Source organism: Leptospira venezuelensis (assembly GCF_002150035.1).
GTDB classification, from domain to species: Bacteria; Spirochaetota; Leptospiria; order Leptospirales; family Leptospiraceae; genus Leptospira_B; species Leptospira_B venezuelensis.
The window spans coordinates 107,252-121,513 of sequence record NZ_NETS01000007.1; the positions used below are offsets into that span (position 1 = coordinate 107,252).

At 39.9% G+C, this 14,262-nt stretch carries 10 protein-coding genes; 3 read left to right on the plus strand and 7 right to left on the minus strand.

What is annotated here, in order from left to right:
• Positions 1 to 165 precede the first annotated feature (165 nt).
• Entirely contained in the window at positions 166 to 870 is a 705-nt protein-coding gene (mtnC, locus tag B1C82_RS02495) for an acireductone synthase (protein ID WP_086446045.1), read from the minus strand.
• The gene (locus tag B1C82_RS02500; protein WP_086446326.1) at positions 871 to 2,256 is read right to left on the minus strand and encodes an MFS transporter; all 1,386 of its coding nucleotides are present in this window, start codon (positions 2,254 to 2,256) and stop codon (positions 871 to 873) included. It lies immediately after the preceding gene.
• A gap of 261 nt (positions 2,257 to 2,517) precedes the next feature.
• On the opposite strand from B1C82_RS02500, the gene B1C82_RS02505 reads away from it, so the two are divergent.
• Positions 2,518 to 3,468, plus strand: coding sequence for an alpha/beta hydrolase (locus tag B1C82_RS02505; protein WP_086446046.1), 951 nt, complete (start codon positions 2,518 to 2,520; stop codon positions 3,466 to 3,468).
• A 75-nt stretch (positions 3,469 to 3,543) separates the two neighbouring features.
• On the opposite strand, the gene B1C82_RS02510 is transcribed toward B1C82_RS02505, so the two are convergent.
• The gene (locus tag B1C82_RS02510) at positions 3,544 to 4,569 is read right to left on the minus strand and encodes a hypothetical protein (RefSeq protein WP_199775823.1); all 1,026 of its coding nucleotides are present in this window, start codon (positions 4,567 to 4,569) and stop codon (positions 3,544 to 3,546) included.
• A gap of 149 nt (positions 4,570 to 4,718) precedes the next feature.
• On the opposite strand from B1C82_RS02510, the gene B1C82_RS02515 reads away from it, so the two are divergent.
• Together B1C82_RS02515 and B1C82_RS02520 are read left to right on the plus strand one after the other, a co-directional pair.
• Positions 4,719 to 5,804 (plus strand): endonuclease/exonuclease/phosphatase family protein, encoded by a 1,086-nt coding sequence (locus tag B1C82_RS02515; protein WP_086446047.1) that lies wholly within the window; start codon positions 4,719 to 4,721, stop codon positions 5,802 to 5,804.
• A gap of 70 nt (positions 5,805 to 5,874) precedes the next feature.
• Positions 5,875 to 6,333: a VOC family protein gene (locus B1C82_RS02520; protein ID WP_086446048.1), complete on the plus strand. Its 459-nt coding sequence runs from the start codon at positions 5,875 to 5,877 to the stop codon at positions 6,331 to 6,333.
• 46 nt (positions 6,334 to 6,379) lie between these two features.
• On the opposite strand, the gene B1C82_RS02525 is transcribed toward B1C82_RS02520, so the two are convergent.
• From B1C82_RS02525 to B1C82_RS02540, 4 genes are read right to left on the minus strand one after another with little or no spacing between them, the layout of a single operon-like run.
• Positions 6,380 to 7,846 carry an adenylate/guanylate cyclase domain-containing protein gene (locus B1C82_RS02525; RefSeq protein ID WP_086446049.1) on the minus strand — a complete coding sequence of 489 codons (1,467 nt, stop codon included), beginning with the start codon at positions 7,844 to 7,846 and terminating at the stop codon, positions 6,380 to 6,382.
• Between the two features lie 21 nt (positions 7,847 to 7,867).
• Positions 7,868 to 8,242, minus strand: coding sequence for a DUF1987 domain-containing protein (locus tag B1C82_RS02530; protein WP_086446050.1), 375 nt, complete (start codon positions 8,240 to 8,242; stop codon positions 7,868 to 7,870).
• A gap of 2 nt (positions 8,243 to 8,244) precedes the next feature.
• On the minus strand, positions 8,245 to 8,796 hold the full coding sequence (locus tag B1C82_RS02535; protein WP_086446328.1) for a SiaB family protein kinase: 552 nt from the start codon (positions 8,794 to 8,796) through the stop codon (positions 8,245 to 8,247).
• 32 nt (positions 8,797 to 8,828) lie between these two features.
• Positions 8,829 to 14,207, minus strand: coding sequence for a protein kinase domain-containing protein (locus tag B1C82_RS02540; RefSeq protein ID WP_086446051.1), 5,379 nt, complete (start codon positions 14,205 to 14,207; stop codon positions 8,829 to 8,831).
• Positions 14,208 to 14,262 lie beyond the last annotated feature (55 nt).

Below are 14,262 nucleotides of genomic sequence, written 5' to 3' on the forward strand. Positions count from 1 at the left end.
GTCGGACAGAAACGATTCGGGAGGGGGGAGTGGTTCGTGGGAGAGCGTTTACACGCCTATCATAAAATCCTTATTTCGTCAACGAAATCCTCTGCATCAAATTCATGTAGGAACTCCAACATCTCAACCCCTCCATGTCTTTGTGCTTCTGCATAAGAATTAAGTTTAGGCTAATATCTGACTAAAGTCCTGGATCACCTGATACTTATGTTCAGCTTGAGGATGGTTCCCCGGACGAGAAACTATAATAGGTCTGACTCCCGCCTGGGTTGCTGCATCTGCTTCTTCCTTTATGTCTGTGAAGAATACGATAGAGCTTGGTGACAGAGAAAGTTTTTCGGCTATTTTTATATAACTTGAAGCTTCCTTTTTCCCTCCCACTGCAGTATCGAAATAATTTTCGAAATATACAGTAAGATCTCCTGCTTCACAATATTTATAGATTAAGACCTGGGCTTCTACACTTCCAGAAGAATAAACTGCCGCACGTTTTCCTGATTTTTTGATCCTTTCTAAAAAGGGAGGGACGTCTGAGAAGATTGTACTCTTTAATTCCCCAGATTCATATCCTTTCTTCCAGATTCTTCCTTGGATCTCTTTCAAAATCCCTAATTTACGATCTTTAGATACTAGGTATTTGCAAAATTTGGAAAGTGATTCTGGAGATTCGGAAACTTCTTCCGTATATTCCTTCTCATTTTTAGAAGCAATAATGAGTTCCTCGGCGAAGCCTGTTTCCGCCGAGGTTTCAGAGAAGAATGATTGGAAGTTTTGGACCGAGTAGGGGAATAAAACCTTATGCACGAATTCAATCGGCGTAGTTGTTCCCTCTATATCGAATAAATATAACTCGGTGTTTTCTTTTTCCAATTAAGCAGTCCTTTTGATCCTTCCAGCTTCTGCTGCCAATTCTTCATGCATTTTTTGTTCGTCGTGTTTGAAATTTTTCAGGATATAGAGCCATGCGAGTCCGCAAGGTATCCAGAAAAGTATCGCGATCGTAAATGCTTGTGTTCTATCCGGCAATACTGTAAGGATTAATGCTGCCATTGCAGGTCCAAGCCCATTTCCTAAATTGTCCGTAAGATTATAAAGAGCAAACATGGACGATCTACTTTTAGGAGGATTCACATTCATGATCAGCGCTCTTACGTTCGGTCCGGTCACAGAGATGATGATCCCCGTTAGTATATTAATGAAAATGAATGCAGAGCTTCCTGCAACACTTCCCGCGTGTAATAGATACACAGTAGGAAGGATCCCGATAAGGATCATACTACCGCAGAAGATTGGTAATAATGTTTTATTAGTGTCGTATATTTTTTGGCCAACAACCCCACCAAAGAATGTTCCTATAAAGATCCCTACTGCCGCAAAGATCACCATAGCGGAAGCAGAATCTTTAGGCATTCCATAATGGAACTCATAATAATCATTCAAGAATACAAAGAATACCCCCCAAGGCACACAACCTGGGATACCTTGCATGAAGATACCTATATTGGTTTTGGTGGAGAATAGAGTTTTGATATCCTTCCATGTTAAACGAACAGTTTCTGAGTTTACGTCGGTGGATATATTCACCAATTCCTTCTCTTTTCCCCCTCTTGCAGGTTCTTTACAGAATAATCCGTAAACTAACATGAATAAGAAAGAAGGAGCAGCCATATAAATAAAACTGTCTCTCCATCCGTTGATTGGATCAGAGGTACCGAAAGTTCCTCCTACCATTTGGCCTAGGCCGACTCCTAATCCCATGGAAAGAGATAAATATCCCGCTGCGGTGGAACGTGACTTGTCAGAAAAATAATCCGCCACTAAGGAGAATAAAAGAGGGAAACTTCCTCCTAAGCCGAAACCTGTTAGAGTTCTGAGGATTAAAAATTCTTCGTAGTTTCTTGCGAATCCGGAAAGTAGGCAAGGGATCTCTCCCAGTAATACAGTTCCGATAACCAAAGGTTTTCTAGGAAATCTTTGAGTAAGATAACCCATATAAACCGAAACCAGTCCTCCTAAAACGAAGAAGCAGATTGGGATGAGTCCTCCCAATTTCCAATCGATCTCTTGTTGATCAGTTATCCCGAACGAGCCTGCAATATTTCTGAGATTCGGTGCGATCAGGTTTTGGTCCGCGAATAGAAAGAAGGCCATTCCCATGATCATCCAAAAGGCGAGGATCGCGTTTCCTCCATGGGCGGCAAGTTCGCCTAATCCGAAATATCGAAGCAGGCTTTTTTCCGAGGTCGGTTGAGACATCCAATTCTCTCCACTATGTTTCTGTTTGATGTCGGCTTCTATAAGAAGCACGTAAAGCGACAGATTGGTGAGGGGAAAAGGAATCGGCAACGAAAATGTGATTTTACTGTCGGAGGTTTGAGAGAAAGAGAGGTCCGATTTTGACCTAGAACATCCTCTTTCTTCCATTTTGGAATAAATACTTGACCCGACGTTTACTTGTCTATAGCTTCGGTCCGACTACGAGGGCTATTGCCCCTAACCTAGATGGAGCCAAACAGCATGGCCTACCAACATAAAGAGTTCTTCTTCCAATCTTCCAGAGACAATACCAAATTATACGGTCAAGCATGGACCAAATCCGGAGCCAATCGTGTAATTGTTTTTTGTCATGGATTCGGAGAGCATAGTGGTAGGTATTCTAACCTCATCCAATATTTTAAAGATAGTGATGTTAATTTTTACGGTTTGGACCTAAGAGGTCACGGAAAATCAGAAGGTAAAAGAGGACATGCATCCGGTTTTGAAGCATTTGTGGATGATTTAGCTGACTTCGTGCAAGAGGTCCGTAAAAGAGAACATAGGGATAAGATCCTACTTTTAGGACATTCCATGGGAGGAGTAGTCGTCATTCGCTACGCCTTGGAAGGTATCAACCAAGATTATATCTATGGTGTGGTAGCTTGCTCTTCTGCATTAAAAATTCCTACTACTCCATTCCAAAGATTCCAGATCTCTGTGGCTGGCTTCTTACGCAAGATTGCACCTTCTACCACCTTGGATGCAAACCTGGATACAAATTTGGTGAGTAGAGATCCAGAAGTTGTTCAGGCCTATATCGATGATCCAATGGTTCACGGTAAAGTTTCATTCTCCATGGGTTATGAATTGTTCCAGCAAGGAGCAATTGCAAATAGAAAGGCCGGGATCTTAAGGACTCCTATTTTAATTTTACATGGTTTAGCGGATGGGATCGCCGATCCTGCAGGAAGTTTAGAATTTTATAATCATTTGGTTTATAAGAATAAAAGAATGAAAACCTATAAAGGTTTTTACCATGAACTTATGAATGAACCTGCTGGAGAAAGAGAGAAGGTCCTAAAGGATATCAAAGAATTCATGGATTCTCTGGTGCCGGAAAGAGCTAAGTCTGCTCCCAAAAAGGCTAGCGCTAAGAAATCTGCCAAATCGAAACCCTCTCCTAAAAAGAAGGCAGTCGCAAAGAAAAAGTAATTTTGGTCGGATGTTGGAGTTCCAACATCCATCAAATGAACAAATCCAAGCCTGGTGTGCACCAGGCTTTCTTATTTATTCCTTTCTCAATCTATAAGTGATCGTAAACGAAAGGAAGAATAAGAAAGAAAGTATCCCGATTACGCCATAAATCGTTTTTTCAGTCGAAACGAATATGCTGCCATTATTGATCTCTCTTTCTTGGTTTGCTGTCTCGTTAATTGGTTCTCCTCCGATCACTGAAAGAGTGATCTCATACTGAGGACCCGCATAACTGACTATATTCGAATTTACATCAGGCGGAGCGTCTACAGAAACAGGGCGTGTTCCCTTCTGGCCAATAAAAGAAACCTGCATATCCTTAGGTTTAGAAAAGATTACCTTCTCTCCTTCTTGGTTCTCGAATAATAATCTATCCTTAAATTGAGTAGGAGATAAATTATTAGAAGGGATCACATAACTCACGAATAGTTGAGAAGTTCCCGGAAGAATTGCCCTATCGATCACCCAACCGTTTTTCCCTTTAGTCAATTGGATAGGGATCGCCATCTTATTGGTACTTTGTGTCAACTGAGCGCTTACTTCTAACGCTCCCTCTGGAACATAAACTTCCAAAGGATCATTAGGATTTTGAAAACTTTTAGGCGGGATTGTATTATTAGTAAGAATAGATACTTTAGAAATTACTAATGCTTCTTTTTCTCTTACTACTTGAAGAAGGGACTTTGTTTTAACTACTGAACGATCTAATGTTTTATCATAGACTGTGACCTCTTGGGGGCGGGACCTCATCATAGGTACCGGAGGGATCATCTTATTATAATTTACTCCATTATAAGTCACTTGGAGAAGGATCGGTAATCCATCTGGAGCATTGATCTTAGGAAGTTTGAAACTTCCTCTTACTGGACCCTGGTCAGGAAGAGGTAAAGGCATCATCTGTCTTTCCAAAGCGAAAAGACGGATCCCTTCTGCGGAGCCTGGTCCGCCTGTGCTTCCGTTTTTGAGGACAATCTGTAGTTCAAGTTCCTCCCCAAACAAGGGAGATAGGCTAAAACATATAAAAAGAGAAAAGAATAGGATTAGAAATTTATTCTGCATGGGACCGATTCCAATGTTTCTTATCCCCTGAAAAAGGGAAAGTCTTTCCGTCTTGATTCTTGTATCCGAAAACTCTAAAATTGTGGACGAATGTGGGGAATTTCGTTAGAAAGGAAGGCCAAGAGTGATATAAATAGAAAGAGGCCGCCTTGAAATTATTCAAAAGAATCCTTCTGGTTTTGCTAAGTGTTTTCGCATTATTACTTCTGTTAGTTTACTTTTCTACATTCCATCCATCCGACTTGGAATCAGTACAAGTAAAATGTGAAGAAGGTGCTCCGAGCTTGGAGTCCACTAAACCGATCAAGGTATTCTCTTGGAATATACAATATTTCGCAGGTAGGAATCGTGTATTTTGGTATGATGTTCCGGATGAAACAGGGCCAGATACCGGACCGTCCAGAGAAGAAATAGAATCTACTCTCAAAAAAGTAGCGAATGTTATTTTAGAAAGAGATCCCGATTTTGTATTATTCCAAGAAGTAGATGACGGAGCTAAAAAAACTTATTCTGAAAATCAGTCGGAAAGAATTCTTCCTTTACTTTCAGACAAATATCCCTGCAAAACGGAAGCATTTTATTGGAAGGCAGGTTTTGTTCCTCATCCAAAGATAATGGGATCTGTTGGAATGAAACTTACTATATTCAGTAAATATAAAATTCTTTCTGCTTCTCGCCATCAGCTTCCTACTCCTCCCGCGGATCCTATTACCAAACAATTGCAGTTAAAACGTGCAATCTTAGAAGCTTCGATAGATGTAAAAGATAAAAAACCTTTGGTCCTTTTGAATACACATTTGGATGCATTCTCTATGGGGACAGACACAATGCAACGACAGGTTGCATTCATTGTTGATTTATTGGAAAAACTAGATTCAGAAAAATCGGAATGGGTTTTAGCAGGGGATTTTAATCTTCTTCCTCCGGGATTTTCCAGAAAACAATTACATCCTAACGGAGCTTATTATTATAGCGACGATGAGGAAATTTCACCTCTATTCAATAAATGGAATTCTACAGCAAGCTTAGAAGAATTGAACGGACCTAATCAGGAAAAATTTTATACCCATGTTCCGAACGATCCTCAAATCGCAAAACCCGATAGGACCATTGATTATATGTTCTATTCTAAGGGTTTAACTAAGAAAGAATATAACGTTTTAAAAGAAGGGGAGGCCATTGAATCAAGCGATCATCTTCCTTTAGAGGGGACCTTCTCCCTGGAATCTCGTTAATCCGATCGGACAAATCCTTGCTCTTTTCTATAAGTGCAAGAATTTGGAAAAAAACGAAAGATAGGGCATTATGAGACCGTTTAAAATTCTGGGAGTGCAGCAGATCGCAGTCGGCGGAGACAGTAAGGATAAACTCAAAAAATTTTGGGTGGATACTCTCGGATTGCAAAACATTGGTTCTTTTAGAAGTGAAAAAGAGAACGTAGATGAGGATATCCTACAGATGGGAAAGGGTCCTTACGCTGTAGAAGTGGATATCATGGAACCGGTAGATCCAAGTAAAAGTCCAAAAGTGAATGATCCAAAACTAAATCACATCGGACTTTGGGTAGATGATATCCATAAAGCTGTAGGATGGTTAAGCGCTCAAGGAGTTCGTTTTACTCCAGGCGGTATCCGTAAAGGTGCCGGCGGTCATGATGTGACTTTTATTCATCCGAAAGGAAATGAAGAATTTCCACTTTGCGGAGAGGGAGTTCTTGTAGAGCTTGTCCAAGCTCCTAAAGAAGTGATCGAAGCATTAGGCTGAAGATCGAAAAAAAGGATCTCTTAGGAGATCCTTTTTTATATCTGAATTATTTAATACCTTCTAGAAAGTAAGTGTGCATCGGGCCTTTTCCTTTTACCTCGATCACATTCCTATCTTCGAAATTATACTTATCTTTTAAGGCAAGATAGACGGATTCTGAAACATGGATTCTTCCTGTGGTTCCATGAGACTCCATACGAGAAGCAGTATTGACTGAATCGCCCCAAAGATCATATACGAATTTATTCTTTCCGATCACTCCGGCAACGACCTCGCCAGTATGAAGTCCTATACGAACATTAAACTCGAATTCTAACTCAGGTTTTAATTCGTTCAAACGATGTATCATGTCGAGTGCTGCCTGAGCCGCTTTATGCGCGTGGTCTTCCGTTGGGACAGGAATTCCACCCGCTAACATATAACAATCGCCTATTGTTTTAATTTTTTCTAATTTATATTTGTCGGCGATCACGTCGAATTCTGTAAAAATACGATTTAAGATCTCTACAAGTCTAGTTGGAGTCTGGATCTTGGTGGTTAACTTAGAAAATCCGACTATATCGGCAAATAGTACGGTCGAAGAAGGGAAATAATCTGCAATAACACCTTCTCCTCCTTTTAAACGGTCTGCGATACTTCTGGGAAGAATGTTCAATAGAAGATTTTCGGACTTCTGCCTTTCTTCTTCTATGCTCTTATTTAATACTTCGATCTTTTCCAAAGAGTCTTTTAGTTCTTTGTTTCTTTTGGAAAGAGTTCTATATGCGTCCGCGTTATCCACGCCGATTGCCACATAGTTTGCCAAAGTTCTTAGAATGTTCAGCTGGTTCGGTTGAAATGCATTTTTAGAATAACTATGGACCGTGAGTATCCCGATCAAACGTTCTTCTACTTTGAGCGGGAAATATAATGCAGATTGGGAATTCTCTCCGAAATGTTTTCTGATATCTGCTAAATAATTCGGAAAGTCTTTTTCTAAATCTAAAGTGATCAGCTCTTTCTGTTGTTTTACACAATAGGAAGAAGGGTTATCCTCTTCCAAAGAATCCACAGAAGGAGCCGGTACATATCTTCCATCTATTACGCAAAACTTATATTTGATCTCTTTCTTCTCTTCGTCGTAGGTTCCGAACGCGAGAACATCCATCGGAACGATGGATTTAGTATTTTCATAAACAGATTGTATGATAACTTTAGGTTCGAGAGAAGAAGTGATGATCTTTCCGATCTCTGTTACAAGTTTGAGGTCCATATAAGCGGCCTCTAACATTATATTAGAATCGGTTAATGCTTCTTGGGTTTTGAGAAGTCTATGCTGAGTAGAGTCCCCAATCTTCATGATCTTTGAAGATTGTTTAAGAAGGGACTCGTAGGATCCTACAATGGCTTTTAATTTTTGTTTAGGATCCTCTTTGGTATTCGAATCTTCTAAAAAAGACTGAGCATCCGAGAGAAGTTTAAATTCCTGCTCGAAAAAAGTATTCTGTTCTTTCGAAGGTTCGTTCTTTTCCACTTGTTCCGCACGAAAGAAATCTTATTTATAAGATTTCATTTTGAAAGGCAGGGACAAATCAGATGAGAATTCCTCTCCGGTTTCCTGCATGTCTTCGTCGTCTTCTTTATAAAGCCACTCGACTTCTACCTTTCCGCCTTTGTCATGATATTTCTGGAGATTGTCCAAAATATCCATGATCACTTTGGAAGAGCTAGTATTAAAATAATCCATTTGAAATCGGAACTGGATTTGTTTGTTTGCAGTTTGGATTGCAGACAACCAGTCAAAAACTGGTTTATAAAACGCCATTGCGTTTTCTGGATAAGATTCTCCGATAATTTCAGCGAGCCCCTTGTCCGATTCTAAGATGATTTCCGGTGAAGTTTTAGTCTGTTGTATATGTAAGGATTCCATGATTAGTTTTCCTTCGTAAAGAATGCGGAGATCGTAAAAAAGGATAGTTTGCCATCCAATTTGTCGAAACGAAACACCAGAGGTCCATCTGACTTCCTGGCAATATCGATTAATCCCACACCTGCTCCTTTGCTATCTTCCGGTCTCTCCGATCTAAGTTGCTGTTGGTAGAAGGACTTTAATTCGTCCTTACTCATGGAGTTGATTTTTTGGATCCTTTCGGTCAAAAATTCGATCTTCTCGTTTAGTACCAAATTTCCCGAAGCAACATGGTAGCCAACCGAATTTTCCCTTACTATAAGGATCCCTACGCCTGCATCTTTCTGCTCTTCGTTAATTTTTCGCTCAGCGGAGTAGTGCAGCATATTTTGCGCTAGTTCAATAAATACCGCGAAAATTTTCTTTATTTTTGATTCTGTGCTCAAAGAAGTCCGGATCATAGATCCTAACTCAGTTAGAACTTCCTGAGACAGTCTGCCCTTAAAGGATACGAGTAGATTAAACTCGCTAGTTTCCTGATAAGTCTTAAATAGATTTACGACTTCATTTTCCATCTTCAGCATCTTCCTTTTTCAGAAACATCTCCTCATCTTCCCCCCAATATCACACCGACTAGTGTTATGTCGTCCCGTTGAGCTTCTCCATTTTGGTGAGCTAATAGGAAGGATTCTAAACGTTCTTTTTGTTCTTCACAGGAAAGATGTTCTATCCCGCTTAAGAAGTTTAATAATCCTTTTGTACCAATTTTTTGTCGGTCCGGATTCGGCTGGTCCATAAAGCCGTCCGTGGTTAAGTAAACACTCGTACGTATTCCTTTTTCTAAGGGAATGGAGTGTGTAGTAAATTTTCGCGTTTCTTCTTTTTGCCTGCCGCCGATCGAGAATCTATCACCTTTAATTTCGGTCAAGACTCCGCCTTTTCCTATAAAAATAGGCCGTTTTGCTCCCGCAAAGTATAAATTATTTCCCTCAATCTTTAATAGACAAAGATCCATTCCGTCTCTGGAATTTGTTTGGTCCATGTCCTGTTTAAGGGCCTGTCTTACTTTTTTATGCAATTGTTCTAAAATAGAACCTGGATCAGTAATGCCAATTTCGTTCACGATTTGATTGAGCAAAGTATTTCCTATCATGGACATAAGAGCTCCAGGAACTCCGTGGCCAGTACAATCTACCGATGCGATATATATTGTATCTTCCTGTTTTGAAAACCAGTAAAAATCACCTGATACTATATCTTTTGGACGGAATACTACAAAATAATCGGAAAGCGCGCTTCCTAACACTTCAGGAGAAGGTAAAATAGCCTGCTGGATATTCAATGAATATGTAATACTATCCGTAATATGCTGGTTTTTTAATGCCAGATCGTCGTTGGCTTGAGCCAACTCTTTGGTCCTTTCTGCTACTTTACTTTCCAAATTCGCATAGAGTAATGCGTTGTCGATGGAAATTGCTGCTTGAGAAGATAGAATGGAGATAGTCTGCAGTCTATCCGAAGTGAAAGCAGCCTCGGAAAGATTATTCTCCAAATATAATATACCAATCAGCTCTCCCTGCTTGATAATTGGAGAACATAGAACGGATTTTGTTTTCCTTTCTCTAATATACGGATCTTTGTTGAACTTCTCATCCGCGAATGCGTTACGCAGCACCAGATCTTCTTTGGTTCTCTCCACATAGTAGATAACGCTGATAGGTATATTTTTGCTTTCTTGGATCGGGATCCCCTGGAGAACTCTGATCTCATCGTCGGTTGTGCTACCTTCCGCTTCTACGAAAAGTTTGCCGTCCCTTCTTAAGATCATGACTCCTTTTTCCGCTCCCACGTTCTCGATGGAGATCTGCATCAAAGTATCCAATAAGGATTCTAGTTTGATCTCTCCGGAGATTGCGGTGGAACTTTTGAGAATGGATTGGAAATCCAAAGTCTGACCGGAATATACTTCCGTAGCAGAAGCAGTTCTTGTGCTTAAGGTCCCGATTGTGCGGGTAGTGCGGAAGGTGTCCCTTCCGCCCTTGTCTCGGATGAATTCAGGGAATTTGGCTTTGAGAAGTTCCTGCTTTTTGGTAGCTCCCCATCTTCCATATTTTTGGTATGCTTCTGCGATGTACTGGGACCCGATCTTAGCGCTTCCTTTGGAGAACCAAAATTTGGATGCGAGTTCTGCGGCTAAAGCCTCGTCATTATAATATTCATTTTTGCCTGCAAGTTGAACTGCTTGTTCGTATGTTTTAGCCGCTTTCCAGTTCTTATATTCTAGTCTTGCAAGTTCAGCTTCTACTAAAAGAAATTTATGTTCGAAGTTTTCTGGAGCATTTGTAGAAAGAAGTTTTAACTTTTCTTGGTTCTTCTTGATCCTTTCTAAGAACTTAGCCTTTTGTTCTTGTGTAGAAAGTTTATAGTTCGCGGCCATCGCTAAAGAATATAGATAAGCATGTTCCTCTACGGCGATCTGACCAGAAATGAATCCAAGCATACTTTCGGATTCTTCTAATTCTTTTAATGCACTCTCTGACTCTCCATAACTAAGAAGGGTTCTAGCTTTCATTATCTTGAAAAGACAAACAGGGAAAGGGCTTTGGTGAGAATTACATAATTCAATATAATCCTGCTCACTCATATCATCGATGGAGAATTCTAAATGAGAGGAAGTTTTTCCTCTTAGATTGGAAACTACCAACGCAGATGCAAGAACAGTGTCTATCGCTAAGTTGTTTTTTACTTTGCGAGTAAATTTTAAGAGACCATCTATTTTAGGTTTTACTAATTCTAAATTCTTGGATTGTAAAACTACGTTTACTGCGTCGTTCATTGCACAGTAACCGCCATGTAGGAATTCCCCTGATTCTAAACTGGCTTGGATACCTCTATGGTTAATCTCTTCCGAATATTTTAAATGTCTTACGAAAGGAGTTGTGTAGTTCGCGAGAATATTCGCTGCCTTGGTGATCCCGCTCGGATTTTTATACTTTTCACTTACCTTTATGGCAAGTTCTGCGAATTCGTAACCTTTTCTATATTGTTGGAATCCTGAAGTAAGAAGGATCGCATACATAGAATAGCCATAAGGATCGGAAAGGTTTCCATACTTCAAGAATAGGTTTACCATCTTCAATGAAACAATAGGGAAGAGGGATAATGCAAAATTATAAACAGTAGGAATAGCACTGATAAGTAGATTCACTGCCATGATCTGTTCTTGTTTTTGGATCAGTGGGAGGTCCAACAAGGAATCCACTGTCTTTTCTTCTAGGGCCTTGTTTACGATCTCTATTTCTTCATTCGTTACCTTTTCGTGATCTTTTTCAGGAATATCCACACCTAATGGTTGGAGTGCCTTGATGATCATTGGAAGAGCTAAGTCAAATTTTCCAAGAGCAGAGTATTGGATGATTAATAGGTTACAAGCATCTGCTTTTTCGATCGGAGATCTTGCGTATTTTAATAGTGTGTCTATCGTCTTCTGAGAATCTTCGAAGTTTCCTGTTAGATATTGGGTTTCGCCCAACTCTCTAAAAATAGAATAACAAAGATCATACTTAGTATTCCAAAGAGCATCATCTCCTTGAGATGCTTCCGGAAGAAGGAAGAGTAATTCTCTTGCCTTTGCGATATAAGAAAGCGCAGGTTTATAAGCTGTAGAATTTTTAGCCTTTTTTCCCGCGATTAAATCTAACTGAGCTAATTTTAATTTTTCTGAGGACTCTGTAATCAATCCAGAGCCAATATTCATGTGATTTGCAATATCGAAAATATTGTCTTCGATCTGCTTTGAATCTGCTCCTTCTATCAGGAATCTTCCTAATTGCAGGCGGATCTTCTTTTTCTTTTCTTCTTCTATAATTTCGTAAGCGGCTTGTTGGACCCTATCATGTTGGAATCGGAAAGTTACTGTTTTTGCAGTTTGGTAATTTTTATCCTTATTCGCTGCGGTTTCCTCGAAAGATTCTGCAAGACGATAATTCTCTCCGATTGGGACGATCAATTCTTCCGCGATTGTTTCTTGTAAAGAGCCGAGCGCTGTTTTGTAATCAGTTTCCAAAATCCGAGTGAGAAGTGCCAGGTCGAAACTACTTCCAATACATGCAGCCATCTCCAGGGTCTCCTGGATCTTAGGAGAAAGTTTACGGATCCTGTTTACTAAAAGTTCTACAACATTATCCGAAATCTTAGTGTTTCTAATCTTGGCGATATCCCATTTCCAGAGACCTTCTCCAGGTTTTCCGGAACCCTGATCGAAATAGACCGAGTCTTCCTTAGCGAGTTGTTTCAGAAGTTCCCCGATAAAGAATGGGTTTCCTCCTGTTTTGGAATGGATGATTTCCGCGAGTTCGGAGGTTTTATCTTCCGAAATATAAAGACTGTCTGAGAGTAATTGTCTTACGTCTTTTAATGCCAGAGGTTGGAGAACAATCTTATACGGATCCAGGCCTTCTTTTTCCAGAGTATCTAATAATACTTGGAAAGGATGAGAAGAATCTACCTCATTGTCTCTATAAGCTAATATGATGAAAAGATAATTTACGGTTACATCTTCCATCAGGTTTTTGAGAAGTTCTAAGGAAGCTGTATCCGCCCATTGCATATCATCCAGAAAGATCGCGAGTGGATGTTCTGGACTTGCAAAAACCTTAATGAAGTTTTGGAATACTATATAAAAACGGTTCGCATTCTCTTGGGGCCCAAGTTCCGGAACAGGATCTTGTTTCCCGATAATGATCTCGAGTTCCGGGATCACATCTGTGACCACCTTTCCGTTTGCACCTACTGCCTTTTTGATCTTACTCTTCCAAGCTTCGATCCTTTCCGGAGACTCGGTCAGTATCAATTCCACCAAACTGGAGAATACTTGAATGATTGCTGAGAAAGGAAGGTTGCGATTATACTGATCGAACTTTCCTGAAATAAAGTAACCTTTTGATTCTGTGAGAGGCTTATTGATTTCCTTCACTAAGGAAGATTTTCCCACACCGGAATATCCTCCGATCAAAACCATTCTGGATCTTCCGTTTGTCGCAACGGATTTGAATTCTTCCAAAAGTGTTTTGATATACTCGTCCCTTCCGTAAAGTTTTTGGGGGATCTTGAATTCAGTAGAAAAATCTGTTTGGGCAAGAGGGAAAGAAGGGAAGTCTGTCTTTTCTTTCCAGAGTGCGTAAGCCTTCTCCAAATCTCCTTGGAGTCCTCTTGCGGTTTGGTATCTGTCTTCTGCATTTTTTGCCAGAAGTTTCATTATGATTTCTGAAAGTACTGTAGGAACCTCGGATCTTGCTTCTTTTGGAGAAGCTGGGATCTTAGCTAAATGAGAATGTACTAATTGTAAAAGGTCATCCCCATCAAATGGAAGTTTCCCGAGCAACATCTCGTAGTAAGTAATTCCTAAAGAGTAAAAATCACTTCTATAATCTACGGATCGGTTCATTCTTCCGGTTTGCTCTGGCGAAACATAATGGATGGAACCTTCTAAAATATTCGGTGCTGACCAGGAAGTTTCTTCCTTATTTAGTTTAGTGGAAATCCCGAAGTCTATGATCCGTATTTGTTTTTCATCTTTGTTGAATATTATGTTTTCCGGTTTTAAGTCTTTGTGTATGATCTTTTTGGAATGGATCTCACTTAGTCTTTCTGCAAGTTGGATAGCAATAGGGAAGAAGTCCGAAAGAGTCATCGGCTTTTTGGAGATAAAATCCTTTAGGGAACCTCCAGGCACGAAGTCCATAAAAAGTGCAAATCCATCCTGCAACTTTTCGAACTTGATAGGTTTAACAAAATAACCAGAAGAAAGTAAATTTAGGATCTCGAATTCATTTCTAAGATTTACCACCGAAGGATGTAGTTCGTCCAAAACAGGAAGAAATTTGATGATGACGGACCTATTGTCCTCTTTACGAACAGCTTTATAAACTTCGGACGCAGATTCGGCATTGAGTCTTTCTTTTAGTTCGAACCCTGTTACGATCATCCTTCTACTTCACCTTTATTTTTATATTCCATCTAAAAAGCCAAGGCCATCAATA